The organism is Sphingomonas sp. Leaf231, assembly GCF_001421995.1.
Taxonomy (GTDB): Bacteria; Pseudomonadota; Alphaproteobacteria; order Sphingomonadales; family Sphingomonadaceae; genus Sphingomonas.
In genome coordinates, this window is record NZ_LMLS01000002.1 from 255,093 (window position 1) to 270,693 (window position 15,601).

Genomic DNA, 15,601 nt, shown 5'->3' on the forward strand with positions numbered 1-15,601 from the left:
ATTACTCGGCTCCTGCATGTCGTGCGGGTATCGCTTCGATGATGACGAACGCCTGCGCCCAGGGATGGTCGTCGGTCAGCGTCAGATGGATGCGCGGTTCGTGCCCATCCGGGATCATCAATGCCAGCCGCGCCTTCGCCCCGCCGGTCAGCGCCAGCGTCGGCGCACCGGAGGGGGCGTTGACCACGCCGATGTCCTTCATGAACACGCCGGCGCGAAAACCGGTGCCGACCGCCTTGGAAAAGGCTTCCTTGGCGGCGAAGCGCTTGGCGAGCGTACCCGCCTTCGTAAACGGGCGTCGCCCGGCCTTCGCACGCTCGACATCGGTGAAGACGCGGGCCTCGAAGCGGTCGCCGAACCGTTCCAGCGAATGCGCGATCCGCTCGATGTTGCAGAGGTCGGAGCCAAGCCCGACGATCACCGCGCATCCTCGATCAGCGTCTTCATGCGCCGCACGCTGTGCTCCAGCCCGACGAAGATCGCCTCCCCGATCAGAAAGTGACCGATGTTCAGTTCGCGCACCTGCGGAATGGCGGCGATCGGCGCGACATTGTCGAAGGTCAGGCCGTGGCCGGCGTGCACCTCTATGCCGTTTTTCGCCGCCAGTGCCGCAGCATCCGACAGGCGGCGCAGTTCCTCGACACGCGCCTCTCCGGTCAGTTCTGCGTACCGGCCGGTGTGCAATTCGACGACCGGTGCGCCCAGATCGATCGCAGCCGCTACCTGTCGCGGATCGGGTTCGATGAACAACGACACGCGGATGCGCGCCGCACCCAGTTCGCGCACCATCGGCGCCAAACGGTTGTGCTGGCCCGCCGCGTCGATGCCGCCTTCGGTGGTGCGCTCCTCGCGCTTTTCGGGAACGATGCACGCCGCGTGCGGCACGTGGCGCATCGCGATCGAGAGCATCTCGTCGGTTGCGGCCATTTCGAGATTCAGCGGGATCGACAGTTCGGCGGAAAGCCGCGCGATATCCTCGTCGGTGATATGGCGGCGATCCTCGCGAAGGTGCGCGGTGATGCCATCGGCCCCCGCCTGCGCCGCCATCAGTGCCGCACGCACCGGATCCGGCAGCCCGCCGCCGCGCGCGTTGCGCACGGTCGCGACGTGATCGATGTTGACCCCCAGACGCGCCGGGCGCCGCTGCGGGAAGCCGGCCGACGTCATGCCGCCGCCCGGCTGCCGGGCTTGATCGCGGGGACCGCCGCCAGTTCGGGCGGCAGCGCATCGGGTGCGTAAGTCGGCACCTCCAGCCGGATCAGCGGGAAGAACGGCACGCCGATGTCGGCCGTGCCGTTCGAACGATCGATCAGCGACGCGCCGGCGATCACACGCCCGCCCGCCGCCTCGATCGCTGCGATCGCCTCGCGGCTCGACAGGCCGGTGGTGACGACGTCCTCCATCATCAGCACTTCCTGCCCCGGACTCAGCCGGAAGCCGCGGCGCAGCTCGAACGTGCCGGTCGGCCGTTCGACGAACATTCCGTCGACACCCAGCGTACGCGCCATCTCCTGCCCGGCGATGACGCCACCCATCGCGGGAGCGACCACCGCGGTGATCCGGTCGCGCAGTTCTGCCGGAATGCGCGCCGCCAGCGCCTCCGTCAGGCGAGCGGCGCGGCGCGGGTTCATCAGGACGCGGGCGCATTGCAGGTAGCGCGGGCTGTGCAGGCCCGAGGAAAGGATGAAATGCCCTTCCAGCAGCGCGTTCGCGGCGCGGAATTCGGCGAGCACGTCATCATCGGTCATCGGGTCGCAAGCCTCCTGCGCGCGCCATACGGTTGCCGGGACCCCGGCGCAACGCACCATGGCGCAGAAAAGCGCGATGATGCGCCCCCTTGAGGCGGTGGGATGCCATGCTATAGGCAGATGCAGGAGGGGCGCTCGACACGCCCGGCACGCGAATGGGCGCACCACGACAGGGGTGACGATAAAAAGATGCTGAGAACCGGGTTCAAGGGTTGGGTGATGGCGGCAGGCTTCGCGCTGGCCGCTGCGACGGGCGCCGCCAGTGCGTCGGCGCAAACGCCTGCGCCCGTTGCGACGTCCCCCGCCACCGCGGCCACCGCCGCGCCGACCGGGCTGCGCCCCGCCGATTCGAATCAGGGACCGGCTGGCGGTTCGGTGCAGGCGTCCGACGCCGCGCCGGCTTCCCCGTCGCTGGCGATGGACGGCGCGCCGCCGCTCAGCGCCCTGGCCGATCCGACGGTCGGCCGCCCGATCGACGGTGTGATCCACATCCAGCCACAGGTCACGAAGAACGGCTTGCGCGCGCACTGGTTTCACGATCGCATCCTGTTCCCGCTGATCACGATCATCTCGATCCTGGTGCTGGTCCTGCTGGTCGTGGTCGTCATCAAGTTTCGCGCCAGCGCCAATCCCACGCCGTCGCGCACCAGCCACAATACCTTCATCGAAGTCGTGTGGACGCTGGTGCCGGTGTTGATCCTCGTCGCGATCGCCGTACCGTCGATCGGATTGCTCCAGGCGCAGTTCAAACCCGCGCCGGCAGGTGCGGTGACGCTGAAGGCGATCGGCAATCAATGGTTCTGGAGCTACCAATATCCGGATCACGGCGGAGTCGAGATCACCGCCAACATGCTGAAGGAAGGCAATCAGGTCGCCCCCGGCGAACGTGCGCGCACCGATGTCGACGGTCCGCGGCTGCTGGCGACCGACAATCGCGTCGTCCTGCCGGTGGGCGTGCCGATCCGGCTTATCACGACCGCGAACGACGTCATTCACAGCTGGGCGGTGCCTGCGTTCTGGATCAAGCTGGACGCCATCCCCGGCCGTTTGAACGAAACCAGCTTCACCATCGACAAGCCCGGTCTGTATTTCGGCCAGTGCAGCGAATTGTGTGGCGCGCGTCACGCGTTCATGCCGATCGCGGTCGAGGCGGTGACGCCGGCGCAGTTCGCGGCATGGGTGCGGGCCAAGGGCGGCACAATGCCGACGCCGGGCAAGGCATCCGACGCGGTCATCCCGCAGCCGGGCGCGGACAATTCCGCTGCGGCGGCGGACGAGGCCGCGGTCGCCAACGCGATGACCGGCCCGCTCGAAAACGGGACCGTCACTTCCCCCACTTCCCCGCAAGGCGCCACCGGCAATCCGGGCGGCGTCGGCGAAGCCGGACGCTAAGATCATGACCGACACCGCGCTCCATCCGTCAGCGTTCGTCAGCCACGACGACCATCACCACGATGCGCACGCCGACCATAAGCCCGCGTTCTTCGCGCGCTGGTTCATGTCCACCAACCACAAGGACATCGGCACGCTCTACCTGCTCTTTGCGATCGTCGCGGGGATCATCGGCGGCGCGATTTCGGGGCTGATGCGTGCCGAACTGATGCATCCCGGCATCCAGTACCTGCCGGCATGGGCGTCGATGCTGCACGGCGGCGAACAGACATTCGACCAGGCGCTTCACCTGTGGAACGTGCTGGTGACGGCGCACGGCCTGATCATGGTGTTCTTCATGGTCATGCCGGCGATGGTCGGCGGGTTCGGCAACTGGTTCGTACCGCTGATGATCGGTGCGCCGGACATGGCGTTTCCGCGCATGAACAATATCAGCTTCTGGCTGCTGGTGCCTGCGTTCCTCCTGTTGCTCGCCTCGCCGTTCTTCGGCGGCGCCGGCACTGGCTGGACGGTCTATGCGCCGCTTTCGACCTATGGCGAGCCGGGACCCAGTGTCGACATGGCGATCCTGTCGCTTCACCTGGCGGGCGCCAGTTCGATCCTGGGTGCGATCAACTTCATCACGACGATCTTCAACATGCGCGCGCCGGGCATGACGCTGCACAAGATGCCGCTGTTCGCCTGGTCGGTGCTGGTCACCGCTTTCCTGCTGTTGCTGGCGTTGCCGGTGCTGGCGGCGGCGATCACCATGCTGCTGACCGATCGTAATTTCGGCACCACCTTCTACGATCCGGCGGGCGGCGGCGATCCGGTGCTGTACCAGCATCTGTTCTGGTTCTTCGGTCACCCCGAAGTGTACATCATGATCCTGCCGGGCTTCGGCATCGTCAGCCACATCGTCGCGACGTTCAGCCGCAAGCCGGTCTTTGGCTATCTAGGCATGGCATATGCCATGGTCGCGATCGGCGTGGTCGGGTTCGTGGTGTGGGCGCACCACATGTTCACGACGGGCATGAGCGTGAACGTCAAGATGTACTTCACCGCCGCGACGATGGTGATCGCGGTGCCGACCGGCATCAAGATCTTCTCGTGGATCGCGACGATGTGGGGCGGCAGCCTGCGCTTCCCGACGCCGATGGTGTGGGCGATCGGCTTTATCTTCATGTTCACCGTCGGTGGCGTGACCGGCGTCGTGCTGGCCAACGGCGGCGTCGACGATTACATGCAGGACACCTATTACGTGGTGGCGCACTTCCACTATGTGCTGAGTCTGGGTGCGGTGTTCTCGCTGTTCGCCGGCTTCTATTACTGGTTCCCGAAGATGTCTGGGCGGATGTATTCGGAGTTGCTCGGGCAATTGCACTTCTGGGTGTTCTTCGTGGGCGTGAACATCCTGTTCTTCCCGATGCACTTCCTCGGGCTTCAGGGGATGCCGCGGCGTTACCCCGATTATCCCGATGCCTTTGCGCACTGGAACACCGTTGCCACTGTCGGATATATGATCATGGCGGCTGGGATGGCGATCTTCTTCGTCAACATCATCTGGTCGATGCTGGCTGGCAAGAAGGCGCCCGACAATCCCTGGGGCGAAGGCGCGACGACGCTGGAGTGGACGCTGTCCAGCCCGCCGCCGTTCCACCAGTTCGAGACGTTGCCGAAGATCGATTGACGGTCGTTTTGAGGGAGGCGGCGGGGTGGCGAGAGCTTCCCTGCCGCTGTCTTGTCGGGAACCGGACATGAGTTCGCTGACGTGAGCGAGCGAGCACGCCCTCCTCGCACCCATTTCACCAATGTGCCGCGGAGCAATCGCAGCACGCGGTGGGCTCGGTCGGGGAACTCAGCGCATCCTCCTTTTGGAGCAGCCGCCCTGTGCCACGCGACGCTCTTCGTCACGCATGCCGCACGTTATCCGGCACCTCGGGGTCATGCGGTTCGAGGCTCTCGTGCCGAAGCTTTCAACCCGACCGGTGGCAGGTGCCCGTCCGGGTGAAACTGCTCGCTGCAAACGGGCGCGGGGTGTTCGGTCGTCGCACTCGATCGACCATTCCGTTAGACTAACCTCCGCGCCGCTGTGTCGCGGGCCGGAAGGGGAGTGCCTCCAGACGGCACGCGCGAAGCCCGCCGCGTGCTGTTTCGTCACCCTCGCCGGACCTGCACGAGCAGAAGCACATGTGGTGCGGCCGCCGTGCCGGTCGTACGCAGCGGATCGGGATAACAAGGGCCTGCCCACACTCCGGCGACCTGGTGAGCGGGTGGGTGCCGGAATCGATCGTCGTTGCTGCGCCAATCACGCCCGTGCTGCCGATCATCGTCGTATCGTGACGAACACGGAAGCAACGAACCGTCATGTCCGCGCGCTATATGCCCGGCAACCGACCACTTCGGTCGTCGTCACCGACGGAGCGCGACATGCCTGAAGCTCGCATGATCGAAACCGGTGCTGTCCGCCTGCGCGCCATGGTCGAAGGCGACGGCCCGTTGATCGTGCTGGTCCACGGCTTCCCGGAAAGCTGGTATAGCTGGCGGCACCAGCTCGCCCCCCTCGCAGTCGGAGGATACACCGCTGCCGCGATCGACGTCCGCGGTTATGGCGGCTCGGACAAGCCCGAAGCGATCGAGGCGTATGACATGGCGGCGATGGTCGACGACATCATCGGTGTCGCCGATGCGCTTCAGCCGGGTAGACCGGTCGTCCTCGTCGGTCACGATTGGGGCGCACCGATGGTCTGGTACAGCGCGCTGACACGACCGGACCGTGTCGCGGCGGTGGCTGCACTGTCCGTTCCGTTCACCGGTGTACCGGCCAGGCCGCTGACCGAAATATTTCGCCACGCGTTCACGGATCGCGACCGCTTCTTCTACCAGGAATGGTTCCAGCGATGCGGCCCGCCCGAGGAAGAGGCCGAAGCCGACGTTCGCGGCTATCTTCGGCGGCTCTACTTCGCGATTTCGGGCGAGGCTCCCCCCGGTAGCTGGCCTGATAAGCCGGCCGGCGCGACGTTGCTGGACGGGCTGGTCGATCCCGGACGATTTCCGGCATGGTTGAACGATGACGATCTCGACTATCTCGTCGCACAATTCAAAGCGGGCGGGTTCCGTGGTCCGCTCAACCGCTACCGCAACCACGAACGGGATTTCAGTTGGGCACAGGCCTGGCGTGGCCATCGTATCGAGCAACCCGCGCTGTTCATCGGCGGCACGCGCGATCCCGCTTCGTTCGGTTTCGGGGCGTATGGTGATCCGCTGACGGTCATGCGGCCGCATGTGCCGGAGGTACTAGGGCATATGCTGGATGGTTGCGGACACTGGACGCAGCAGGAGCGGCCGGAAGAGGTCAACCGGTTGTTGCTCGCATGGCTGGCGCGGCTTCCCACGCGCCCGCGTCAGGAGTAGAGCCGACCGACCGATGACCACCGCCGCCCCCCTTCTTCCGCCCGCCGACTGGCGTGACTTTCTGGCGCTGACGAAGCCGCGGGTGATGACGCTTGTCGTTTTCACCGGCCTTTGCGGGATGCTGGCCGCGCCCGTCACGGTCGATCCGGTGTTGGGCTTCACCGCGATCCTGTGCATCGCACTGGGCGCGGGCGCCGCCGGGGCGCTGAACCAATGGTATGAGGCCGATCTGGACGCGGTGATGAAGCGCACCGCGCAGCGTCCGCTGCCCGCCGGGCGCATGGATCGTCAGTCGGCGCTGCACTTCGGAGTGGGGCTGAGCGCCTTTTCGGTTATCCTGATGGGGCTGGCGGTCAATCTTCCTTCCGCCGCGATCCTGCTGGTGTCGATCCTGTTCTACGTGCTGATCTACACCGTCTGGCTGAAGCGCCGCACGCCCCAGAACATCGTAATCGGCGGCGCGGCGGGTGCCTTTCCGCCCTTGATAGGCTGGGCGGCCGCGACGGGACAGGTGGCGCTGCTGCCGTTCCTGCTCTTCACTCTCGTCTTCCTGTGGACGCCGCCGCATTTCTGGTCGCTCGCGCTGTTCGTGAAGACCGATTATGCCAATGCCGGTGTGCCGATGCTGCCCGTGGTTGCGGGCGAGGCGGTGACGCGGCGACAGATCGGACTGTACACGATCCCGATGGCGGCGGTGGCGGTCGCCCCATGGCCGCTTGGACTGGCGGGCAGCATTTATGGCGTCGCCGCGGTGATCCTGACCGCCGGCTTCGGGGTGCTGGCGGCGTTGGTCGCGGCGGGCGCGCGCCGGGCCGATAAGCCGATGTTCTACGAAAAGCGCCTGTTCGCTTTCTCGATCTTGTATCTTTTTGCGATATTCGGCGCGTTGGTCGTCGATCGGTGGGTGGCATGAACGACGACGAACGAGACCTGATCCGCCGCCGGCAAAAGGCGCGTGCGATCGTCGTCGCGCTGCTGCTCGGCGCATTCGTCGTGCTGATTTTCTTCATCACGATCGCCCGGATCAAGCAGGGCATGGCACATTGAGCACGCCGGTGCCCCGGACGCTGCGCACCGCGTTTTTGGCGGTGATCGGCATCTGCTTCATGGCGGGCCTCGCCTTCGCCAGCGTACCGCTCTACCGCATGTTCTGCGAGGCGACCGGGCTGAACGGCACGACCGGGCGTGCCGAGGCGGCACCGGGCGGGGTGCGACGTTCGATCGAGATCGCGTTCGATGCCAACACCAGCCCCAAGCTGCCGTGGCGGTTCATGCCGGAGCGTGAGCAGGAAACCGTCGAGATCGGCGCGCGTGAGATGGCGTTTTTCACCGCGACCAACCGCGGGGCGCAGGCGGTGACGGGCACCGCGACCTACAACGTCACCCCGGCGATCGCCGGCAAATATTTCACGAAGATCCAGTGCTTCTGCTTCACGGAACAGACGTTGAAGCCGGGCGAGACGCAGCGGATGCCGGTCATCTTCTACGTCGACCCCAAGATCCTGCAGGATCCCGATACGCGCGACGTTCAGACGATCACGCTCAGCTACACCTTTTACCCGGTGGATTCCGCGAAAACGAGCGGGTAAGACCGGCGCATAAGTGAAACGGGGAGAGCCGCGCATGGCGGGTGCCAAGAACCACGATTACCACATTCTGCCACCCAGCCCATGGCCGTTGCTGAGTTCGTTCGCCGCACTCGTGATGGCGGCGGGCGGAATCATGTACATGCATGAGGGCACGGGCGGCGGTTGGGTATTCCTGATCGGCTTCGCTTCCGTGCTGTTCTGTATGTACGGCTGGTGGCATCAGGTGATTCGTGAGGCGCATGCGGGCGACCATACGCCGGTGGTGCAGCTCCATTTTCGCTACGGCATGATCCTGTTCATCGCCTCCGAGGTGATGTTCTTCGTCGGCTGGTTCTGGGCGTTCTTCGACTTTTCCTTGTTCCCCACGGCGATGCAGGTGGTGGACGGGCAAGTCGAGCGCGCGGCGGAGGGTGCCGCGGCGATTGCCGCGCAATGGCCACCCAAGGGGCTGGAGGTCATCAACGCCTTCGAACTGCCGCTGCTCAACACGATCATCCTGCTGTGTTCGGGCACGACCGTGACGTGGGCGCACCACGCGTTGATCCACAATCAGCGCGGAGGCGAGAAGCGCGGCGTGTGGGGCATGCTGGGCGTCGGCGACCGCGACGGCGTGCTCAAGGGTTTGTGGGTGACCGTCCTACTGGGCCTGCTGTTCAGCAGCATCCAGGCATATGAGTACATGCACGCGCCATTCCCGTTCAAGGGCATCAACTATGGCGCGGCGTTCTTCATGGCGACCGGGTTCCACGGCTTCCATGTCATCATCGGCACCATCTTCCTGATCGTCTGCCTGATTCGCGCCTATCATGGAGAGTTCACGCCCAAGCAGCATTTCGGGTTCGAAGCCGCTGCATGGTATTGGCACTTCGTGGACGTGGTGTGGTTGTTCCTGTTCGTCACCGTCTATGTATGGGGCGGCTGGGGCGCGCCGGTTCACGGCGGATGACGGGCATCGGTCGGGCGGCGGCCGCAGCCGCGCTCCGCCCGATCGATTGCGGAGTAAAGGGGCTTTGTCCCCGCTGTGGCGCCCGTACCTTGTTTGCGGGCGTCATCCGTTTCGCGGATCGCTGCCCCGCCTGCGGATTGGACATGGCGGCGTTCAACGTCGGCGACGGTCCGGCCGCGCTGCTGGTGCTGGCGTGGGGAGCGATCGTCGTGGCGTTGGCGATCGTGGTCGAACTGTCGCTATCGCCGCCGTGGTGGCTCCACGTCATATTGTGGGTACCATCTACCACTGCTGCGGTGGTCTGGTCGTTGCGGGTTGCCAAGGGCTGGCTGCTGGCCACAGAGTTCAAGACCGCAGCACGCGAGGGTCGGATCATCCCGTGAAGCGCTTCCCCGTTGTTCCCACCATTGTCGTCGCACTGGCCGTCGCCGTGATGATCGCGTTGGGTCTGTGGCAGTTGCTGGAGCGGCGCCCGCAAAAGGAAGCGTTCCTCGCCCAACTGGCCGCCAATCCGGGCCGACCGGCGATCGCATTCCCCCGCTTCCCCGACGAGTCGCTGCTGTTCCGCCGGGCAAGCGCCTTCTGTCTGGAGCCGGTCTCGATGACCCGCGCGGGCGCGGGAGCCGCGGGTTATCGCATCATCGCCCTGTGCAGGACCGGGGCGGAAGGTCCGGGCCTTCGCGTTCAGATCGGCACGACCCGCGATCCGCTTGGCCGGGTGACGTGGCGTGGCGGTCAAGTCCGAGGGTGGATCGCGCACGCGCCGGATGGCCAGCCGTTGATCGCCACGGTGATGCACCCGAACGTGACACGCGAGATGATGCTGGTGATGGAGCGTCCTGCGCCGGGCCTGTTCCCGAACGCACCGCCATCGATCGAGGCAGTCCCCAACAACCATCTGGCCTATGCCGTACAATGGTTCCTGTTCGCGGCCGTGGCAGCGGCAATCTACGTCATCGCGGTGCGGCGACGGGGAGGGACGGGTACGTCACCGACGCTCGGCTAGCCCAGACCGACGTGGACAGCGCCTTACCTTGCTGAAGTCGCTCGCTCGGTCCGGCCTCCCGCCATCTGTCGACCGCAACGAAACGGCCGACAACCTGATCGGGAGGCCATCGGCGACAAGGAGGCGAGTGGCGCATCATAGCCTGATGCGGCTTGCGATGACTTAGATCCCCGCCCACCAGTCATAGTCGACGTTGTCTTCCCAAAAACCGCCGCGTCCCTTGCCGACAGCGGCTAGGCTCGAAACGGCGGTCACCTGCATCAGGTATTTGGCGTGCTTATAGCCCAGCTGCCGTTCGACGCGCAGCCGCAGGGGCGCCCCATGACCGACATCGAGGAAGCGGTCGTTCATCGCCCAGGCGAGTATCGTCTGCGGGTGAAAGGCATCGATCAGGTCGATCGATTCATAATAAGGCATGCCGCCGTACAGGTCGGCGCATCGAAACACGATGTAGCGCGCCGTGTCGCGCAGCCCGGCTGCCTTGAGCACGTCGCCGAGCCGCGGCCCCTGCCATTTGCCGATCGCGCTCCACCCCTCGACGCAATCGTGACGGGTAATCTGCGCCCGTTGCGGAAACGTGCCGAGGTCCGACAGCGACAGCGACAGCGGACGTGCGACCAGCCCGTCGATCGCCAGCCGCCAGTCCGCGAAGCGCCCGGCCCGCAATGCCGCATAGCCCGCAGTGCCGGGGTCGCGCGTGCCGTTGGTGCGGAAACGGGGGGACATCTGGTCGGGTCGGAACTCGGGCGCCAGCGCTCCCCGGTCGAACAGCGCGCGTTGCAGCCCGCGATGCATCTCCTCGCCCTTGAAGAGGATCGTGCGCGCGACCGGATGTTGCGCAACGCGGTCGCACCCGGCCAGCATCAATCCCGTGCCCCCCGCGATCAACGCGCGGCGCCCCAGCAGCGGTGCGGTCATTCGGGCACCCGCCAACGTCCGGTCAGCATCGAGCGTACGCCGTTCCACCATCCCGCCAGGATCACCAGCGCAAGATGTACGACCGTGAACAATGCGATGATCGCCATCGCAATGAAGTGCAGCGAGCGCGCCGATTGCCGACCGCCGAACACCTCAAGCAACCACGGCCACGCCGCATTCATAGCTGGCGACAGCGCCAGTCCGGTCAGGATCACCAGCGGGATCGCGACGAAGACGATGGCGACGTAACTGAGTTTTTGCAGCGCATTATAGTCGCAGGGCGCTTCGGGATCGTGAAAGCGGAAATCGAGGTGCGCGCGCACGTCGGCGGCGAGATGCGCCGCGCTGATGTCGCGTCCCCGCACCGCCAGATCGCGCTGGAAATGTCGGTTGAGCAGGCTGACGATCATATAGGCGAGTAGCGAGAGGGCGAGCACCAGCGCGAAGAACAGATGCCACCGCCGCGATATCGCGAGATTGTAGCTGGCAGGGATCGTCAACCACGCCGGGAACCGCGGCAATTGCGCCCAGGCGTGATCGAAATTGGCGCCATAATGACCCCAGTAGAGCCGCGGATGCGCGTTCGAGATGCCCAGTCCGGAGCCGATCAGGATGAAGATCGCGACCGCATTCACCCAATGCCACAATCGTGTGGCGATCCGATGGCGGTAGATGACGGTTGCGGGCATGCCGGCTTCCTAGCAGACACAGCCCCATGACCGAATGGCATTTCTACGAGCCCGCGCGGGGACATGGCCTGGCGCACGATCCGCTCAACGCGATCGTCGCGCCGCGCCCGATCGGATGGATCGCGACCCTGTCCAGCAATGGCCGGCGCAACCTTGCACCATACAGCTTCTTCAATCTGTTTTCCTATCGCCCGCCGATCATCGGCTTCTGCTCGTCGGGAGTGAAGGACTCGCTGACGAACGCGCGTGCGACGGGTGAGTTCGTGTGGAACCTGGCGACGCGGGATCTTGCCGAACAGATGAACGCCAGCGCGGCCGCCACCGACGCCGACGAGTTCGTGCTGGCCGGGCTGGAGACGTTGCCGTCGGTGCTGGTCGCGCCGCCACGCGTCGCACGCAGCCCCGTGCAGTTCGAATGCAAGGTGACGCAGATCGTCCAGCTTCAGGATCGCGGCGGCGCGGATCTGCCGAGCTGGCTGGTGCTGGGCGAAGCCGTGGCGATCCACATCGATGCCGCGATGCTGGAGGACGGGGTGTACCAGACGGCGCGCGCGCGCCCGATCCTGCGTGGCGGTGGCCCTGCGGACTATTTCGAGATCGGCGAGGCGCAGCGTTTTGCGATGCGGCGCCCGGCTTAGGCGGTCAGGCGTAGGCGCGTGCGAAGAATACCGCCGTCGTCGCCCCGGTGACCATGATCGTCCACCATCGCACGGCGTTCGCAGGCAATCGCTTGCCGACGATGGCGCCCAGCCATCCACCAAGCACCCCGCCGGCCAGCATCGGCAGGCAGACGTCCCAGCGGACCATGCCGCAGAGGACGAACACGATCGCCGCCGCAAAATTCGCGCAGGTCAGCATCAGCGTGCGCGGCGCGAACATCGACCGAGGTGACGCGCCGGCGAGCAGCCCATAAGTGGCGGTCGTCATGATCCCGACGCCACCGCCGAAATAGCCGCCATAGGTGCCGAGCACCGCCTGAACGATCATCAACGTCCGCGTACCGATCGTCACCCGTGCCGCCAGCCAATCGGCGGCCGACGCGCCGAAGACGATCGCCACGAAGGCGATCAGCAGCAACCACGGCACGATCAGGTCGAACGCCGCGCCCGGCGTAACCACCAGCAGCACGCTGCCCGCAAGCCCCGCGGCGAAGGTGATCGCCGCCAGCACCCGCACCGATACGCCGCCGACCGGCTTCAACTCGCGCCGGAAGCTCCAGGCGCTTGCCGCCGCACCGGGCATCAGGCCGAGGTTCGACGTGGCGTTGGCGATATTGGCGGGCGTACCCAGCGCGAGCAGGGCCGGCATGGTGGCAAAGGTGCCGCCGCCTGCCAGTGCGTTCATCATGCCGCCCACGACGCCCGCCGCACCGGCGAGCGCCAGACCGGCGGCATCAACCAAGCGCGGCCTGCTTCTCCGCTTCGAGTCGGTCGAGTTCGGCGCGGCTCTTCTTCTCGGCGGCGGTCTTCAACTGTCCGCAGGCCGCGTCGATGTCCCGGCCGCGCGGGGTGCGCACCGGTGCCGAGATGCCGCCTTCGAAGATGATGTCGCTGAAGCGTCGCACGCGTTCCGGTGCGGACGTCTCATACGGGGCACCCGGCCATGGATTGAACGGGATAAGGTTCACCTTGGCCGGCAGCTTGTAATGCTTGAGCAGGCGGACCAGCTCGTGCGCCTCCGCATCCGAATCGTTCTTGTCCTTCAGCATGACGTATTCGAACGTGATCCGCCGCGCGTTGTTCGCTCCGGGATAGTCGGCGCACGCCTGAAGCAGTTCCTCGATGCCGTATTTGCGGTTCAGCGGCACGATCTCGTCGCGGACTTCCTTGGTCACCGCGTGAAGCGACACGGCCAGATTGACGCCGATCTCCTCGCCAGCGCGGGCCATCATCGGCACCACACCGCTGGTCGACAGCGTGATGCGGCGCTTGCTGAGTGCGAGGCCATCGCCGTCCATCACCAGCTTCAACGCATCGCGCACCGCTTCGAAGTTGTAGAGCGGCTCGCCCATGCCCATCATGACGATGTTGGTCAGCATCCGTCCTTCGGGCTGGCTCGGCCATTCGCCCAGCGCGTCGCGCGCCAGCATCACCTGTCCGACGATCTCGCCCGCGGTCAGGTTGCGCACCAGCCGCATCGTGCCGGTGTGGCAGAAGCGGCAGTTCAGCGTGCAGCCGACCTGACTGGACACGCACAGCGTGCCGCGATCGGCGTCGGGAATGAACACCGCTTCGTAATCCTGGCCGTCCTCCGATCGCAGCAGCCATTTGCGCGTGCCGTCGGTCGACACCTGCGCCTCCACCACCTGCGGCCGGCCGATCACGAATCGCTCCGCCAGCCATGGATGCTGCGCCTTGGCGATGTCGGTCATCACCGCAAATTCGGTCGCGCCGCGATTGTAGATCCAGTGCCAGATCTGCTTGGCGCGCAGCTTGGCCTGCCGCACTTCCAGCCCGGCTTCTTCCAGAACACGGCGCAATTCGTCGCGCGGCAGCCCGATCAGGTCGATACGCCCGTCGGTGCGCGGCGCGCTGGCGCGCGGCACGGTCACGGGATCGATGTGCCCGGGAATGGGCATGGGGGCGGCCGAGGCTGTGAGCATCTCGCGCCTATATCCCAGGAGCGTCGATTTTTCCAGCTTTACCCGCGTGCGCATCCCAATTGCGCCGCATCGATCGCGGTGGCCGCCCCGGCGAGCGGATAGGTGTCGGCCAGCGTGCGTCCCGCGGCGTCCAAGGTGGCGAGCGTCATGGCCGCCGCACCGCGGATCGCCCCGACGATCGCACGATCGGTGGCGGCATCGCCGGCGCGGGCCTCCAGCCCATCGCCACCCAGCGCGAAGCGGCGGTCCCCGATCACCAGCGTCAGCGGCGCGCCCGCACCACGCGGTTTCGACAGGTGGAAGCGCACCGACGGCGCGCGTGTCATACCCTGTCGCGCGGCGATCAAGGCATAGCCGCCACGCCGGTCGGTGGTCCCGTCGCGTCGCAACGGTCGCGCGATCGCGAAGCAGCGTGCGCCCGGCCCCTCCCGCAATGCCGCCCAGCGCTGCCACACGCCCAGCGGCTCGCGCACTCCGACGGCGGTCAGCAAGGCAAGCGCGATCATCATGGCAGGAGCTGTCGCGCCGGTGTGGCGCAAAGGCAACGTATTTCCCTGTTTATGTCAGGTTCATGCAACGATGAACGCAGCGCGTATTTAACGTCGCACGCCCCGCGTTCGGGGTGCGTGAGATGGAGTGAGACATGCGTAAGCTTGCAATGGCGATCCCGGCTGCGGCCCTGGCGTTCGCGGTGGCGATCCCCGCGTCGGCGCAGAACGGTTCCTTCGAGGGTGGCCGGGTCGAGGTGCTGGCCGGTTACGACAACCTGCAGGACGGCGGCGACGGCGACTCGGAAGGGCGCGAGGGCCTGGCCTATGGCGGGCGGATCGGTTACGATTTCCAGCGCGGCAACATCGTCTATGGCATCGATGGCGAGCTGACCGATGCGACGACCAAGGCGCGCAGCTACAACGCGCTGGCTGCGGGGGACCGCTTTTCCCTTGAGGCCGGGCGCGACATCTACGTCGGTGGGCGGCTGGGCTACGTGATTTCGCCGCAGGCGATGATCTACGGCAAGGGTGGCTACACCAACGCACGCGTCGAGAGCCGCTATCAGCCGATCACCACCGCCGAAAGCGAGCTGATCGACAAGACCAACCTCGGCGGGTTCCGGCTGGGTGCCGGGCTGGAGTACAAGCTGACGCCGAGCTCGTTCGTGACCGCCGAATACCGCTATTCGCATTACGGCGAGATCGACGGCTATGAAATCGACCTTGACCGGCATCAATTGATGGCCGGACTCGGCATCCGCTTCTGATTTCTCTCCGTCGTGGAGCGGAAAGGGCTGGGGCGCTTGCTCCGGCCCTTTCTTTTTGGC

At 65.9% G+C, this 15,601-nt stretch carries 19 protein-coding genes; 11 read left to right on the forward strand and 8 right to left on the reverse strand.

Annotated features, from left to right (window positions below):
* Position 1: 1 nt before the first annotated feature.
* The 3 genes from acpS to pyrE are packed head-to-tail and all read right to left on the reverse strand — an operon-like array spanning position 2 to position 1,748.
* Positions 2-421, reverse strand: coding sequence for a holo-ACP synthase (acpS, locus tag ASE95_RS07495; protein WP_056633998.1), 420 nt, complete (start codon positions 419-421; stop codon positions 2-4).
* Positions 418-1,167, reverse strand: a complete 750-nt coding sequence (locus tag ASE95_RS07500) for a pyridoxine 5'-phosphate synthase (RefSeq protein WP_056634001.1) — start codon at positions 1,165-1,167, stop codon at positions 418-420. Before ASE95_RS07500 ends, acpS begins: the two co-directional genes overlap by 4 nt.
* The gene (gene pyrE, locus ASE95_RS07505) at positions 1,164-1,748 is read right to left on the reverse strand and encodes an orotate phosphoribosyltransferase (protein ID WP_056635901.1); all 585 of its coding nucleotides are present in this window, start codon (positions 1,746-1,748) and stop codon (positions 1,164-1,166) included. The genes ASE95_RS07500 and pyrE overlap by 4 nt, the downstream gene beginning before the upstream one ends.
* A gap of 189 nt (positions 1,749-1,937) precedes the next feature.
* Between pyrE and coxB the strand changes: the two genes are divergently transcribed.
* From coxB to ASE95_RS07545, 9 genes are all read left to right on the forward strand, one after another.
* Complete coding sequence (gene coxB / locus ASE95_RS07510) at positions 1,938-3,140, forward strand: cytochrome c oxidase subunit II (protein ID WP_056635905.1); 1,203 nt, start codon at positions 1,938-1,940, stop codon at positions 3,138-3,140.
* Between the two features lie 4 nt (positions 3,141-3,144).
* Complete coding sequence (gene ctaD, locus ASE95_RS07515) at positions 3,145-4,809, forward strand: cytochrome c oxidase subunit I (RefSeq protein ID WP_056634004.1); 1,665 nt, start codon at positions 3,145-3,147, stop codon at positions 4,807-4,809.
* 740 nt (positions 4,810-5,549) lie between these two features.
* A complete protein-coding gene (locus ASE95_RS07520; RefSeq protein ID WP_056635909.1) occupies positions 5,550-6,533 on the forward strand; it encodes an alpha/beta hydrolase in 984 nt (327 codons plus the stop codon).
* A 13-nt stretch (positions 6,534-6,546) separates the two neighbouring features.
* Positions 6,547-7,446 (forward strand): heme o synthase, encoded by a 900-nt coding sequence (locus tag ASE95_RS07525; protein ID WP_056634007.1) that lies wholly within the window; start codon positions 6,547-6,549, stop codon positions 7,444-7,446.
* Positions 7,443-7,580 carry a hypothetical protein gene (locus ASE95_RS18020; RefSeq protein WP_200918775.1) on the forward strand — a complete coding sequence of 46 codons (138 nt, stop codon included), beginning with the start codon at positions 7,443-7,445 and terminating at the stop codon, positions 7,578-7,580. The genes ASE95_RS07525 and ASE95_RS18020 overlap by 4 nt, the downstream gene beginning before the upstream one ends.
* Before the next feature lie 8 nt (positions 7,581-7,588).
* Positions 7,589-8,122, forward strand: a complete 534-nt coding sequence (locus tag ASE95_RS07530) for a cytochrome c oxidase assembly protein (RefSeq protein ID WP_268795816.1) — start codon at positions 7,589-7,591, stop codon at positions 8,120-8,122.
* A gap of 34 nt (positions 8,123-8,156) precedes the next feature.
* Entirely contained in the window at positions 8,157-9,068 is a 912-nt protein-coding gene (locus ASE95_RS07535; RefSeq protein ID WP_056634013.1) for a cytochrome c oxidase subunit 3, read from the forward strand.
* Positions 9,065-9,451 carry a DUF983 domain-containing protein gene (locus ASE95_RS07540; RefSeq protein WP_056635910.1) on the forward strand — a complete coding sequence of 129 codons (387 nt, stop codon included), beginning with the start codon at positions 9,065-9,067 and terminating at the stop codon, positions 9,449-9,451. Before ASE95_RS07535 ends, ASE95_RS07540 begins: the two co-directional genes overlap by 4 nt.
* Positions 9,448-10,074, forward strand: coding sequence for an SURF1 family cytochrome oxidase biogenesis protein (locus ASE95_RS07545; RefSeq protein ID WP_056634016.1), 627 nt, complete (start codon positions 9,448-9,450; stop codon positions 10,072-10,074). The genes ASE95_RS07540 and ASE95_RS07545 overlap by 4 nt, the downstream gene beginning before the upstream one ends.
* Before the next feature lie 162 nt (positions 10,075-10,236).
* Here ASE95_RS07545 and ASE95_RS07550 read toward each other — a convergent pair whose 3' ends face one another.
* Positions 10,237-10,992: a molybdopterin-dependent oxidoreductase gene (locus ASE95_RS07550; protein WP_056634019.1), complete on the reverse strand. Its 756-nt coding sequence runs from the start codon at positions 10,990-10,992 to the stop codon at positions 10,237-10,239.
* Complete coding sequence (locus tag ASE95_RS07555) at positions 10,989-11,681, reverse strand: cytochrome b/b6 domain-containing protein (RefSeq protein ID WP_056634021.1); 693 nt, start codon at positions 11,679-11,681, stop codon at positions 10,989-10,991. Before ASE95_RS07555 ends, ASE95_RS07550 begins: the two co-directional genes overlap by 4 nt.
* 26 nt (positions 11,682-11,707) lie before the next feature.
* Between ASE95_RS07555 and ASE95_RS07560 the strand changes: the two genes are divergently transcribed.
* Positions 11,708-12,319, forward strand: coding sequence for a flavin reductase family protein (locus ASE95_RS07560; RefSeq protein ID WP_056634023.1), 612 nt, complete (start codon positions 11,708-11,710; stop codon positions 12,317-12,319).
* 4 nt (positions 12,320-12,323) lie between these two features.
* Here the strand turns inward: ASE95_RS07560 and ASE95_RS07565 are convergent, their stop codons facing one another.
* The 3 genes from ASE95_RS07565 to ASE95_RS07575 all read right to left on the reverse strand — a co-directional run bounded on the left by ASE95_RS07565 (position 12,324) and on the right by ASE95_RS07575 (position 14,792).
* Positions 12,324-13,082 (reverse strand): sulfite exporter TauE/SafE family protein, encoded by a 759-nt coding sequence (locus ASE95_RS07565; protein WP_056634026.1) that lies wholly within the window; start codon positions 13,080-13,082, stop codon positions 12,324-12,326.
* Positions 13,075-14,259 (reverse strand): 23S rRNA (adenine(2503)-C(2))-methyltransferase RlmN, encoded by a 1,185-nt coding sequence (gene rlmN / locus ASE95_RS07570; protein WP_235528230.1) that lies wholly within the window; start codon positions 14,257-14,259, stop codon positions 13,075-13,077. The genes ASE95_RS07565 and rlmN overlap by 8 nt, the downstream gene beginning before the upstream one ends.
* A gap of 62 nt (positions 14,260-14,321) precedes the next feature.
* On the reverse strand, positions 14,322-14,792 hold the full coding sequence (locus tag ASE95_RS07575) for a hypothetical protein (RefSeq protein ID WP_056634029.1): 471 nt from the start codon (positions 14,790-14,792) through the stop codon (positions 14,322-14,324).
* A gap of 134 nt (positions 14,793-14,926) precedes the next feature.
* Between ASE95_RS07575 and ASE95_RS07580 the strand changes: the two genes are divergently transcribed.
* On the forward strand, positions 14,927-15,541 hold the full coding sequence (locus ASE95_RS07580) for an outer membrane protein (protein ID WP_056634032.1): 615 nt from the start codon (positions 14,927-14,929) through the stop codon (positions 15,539-15,541).
* Positions 15,542-15,601: the final 60 nt, after the last annotated feature.

Coding starts and splice junctions, on each gene's coding strand:
- ASE95_RS07500 (WP_056634001.1), bottom strand. CDS start 1,167: ATGACGTCGGCCGGCTTCCCGCAGCGGCGCCCGGCGCGTCTGGGGGTC.
- ASE95_RS07560 (WP_056634023.1), top strand. CDS start 11,708: ATGACCGAATGGCATTTCTACGAGCCCGCGCGGGGACATGGCCTGGCG.
- ASE95_RS07550 (WP_056634019.1), bottom strand. CDS start 10,992: ATGACCGCACCGCTGCTGGGGCGCCGCGCGTTGATCGCGGGGGGCACG.
- ASE95_RS07535 (WP_056634013.1), top strand. CDS start 8,157: ATGGCGGGTGCCAAGAACCACGATTACCACATTCTGCCACCCAGCCCA.
- ASE95_RS07520 (WP_056635909.1), top strand. CDS start 5,550: ATGCCTGAAGCTCGCATGATCGAAACCGGTGCTGTCCGCCTGCGCGCC.
- rlmN (WP_235528230.1), bottom strand. CDS start 14,259: ATGCCCATTCCCGGGCACATCGATCCCGTGACCGTGCCGCGCGCCAGC.
- pyrE (WP_056635901.1), bottom strand. CDS start 1,748: ATGACCGATGATGACGTGCTCGCCGAATTCCGCGCCGCGAACGCGCTG.
- ASE95_RS07540 (WP_056635910.1), top strand. CDS start 9,065: ATGACGGGCATCGGTCGGGCGGCGGCCGCAGCCGCGCTCCGCCCGATC.
- coxB (WP_056635905.1), top strand. CDS start 1,938: ATGCTGAGAACCGGGTTCAAGGGTTGGGTGATGGCGGCAGGCTTCGCG.
- ctaD (WP_056634004.1), top strand. CDS start 3,145: ATGACCGACACCGCGCTCCATCCGTCAGCGTTCGTCAGCCACGACGAC.
- ASE95_RS07525 (WP_056634007.1), top strand. CDS start 6,547: ATGACCACCGCCGCCCCCCTTCTTCCGCCCGCCGACTGGCGTGACTTT.
- ASE95_RS07580 (WP_056634032.1), top strand. CDS start 14,927: ATGCGTAAGCTTGCAATGGCGATCCCGGCTGCGGCCCTGGCGTTCGCG.
- ASE95_RS18020 (WP_200918775.1), top strand. CDS start 7,443: ATGAACGACGACGAACGAGACCTGATCCGCCGCCGGCAAAAGGCGCGT.
- ASE95_RS07555 (WP_056634021.1), bottom strand. CDS start 11,681: ATGCCCGCAACCGTCATCTACCGCCATCGGATCGCCACACGATTGTGG.
- ASE95_RS07575 (WP_056634029.1), bottom strand. CDS start 14,792: ATGATGATCGCGCTTGCCTTGCTGACCGCCGTCGGAGTGCGCGAGCCG.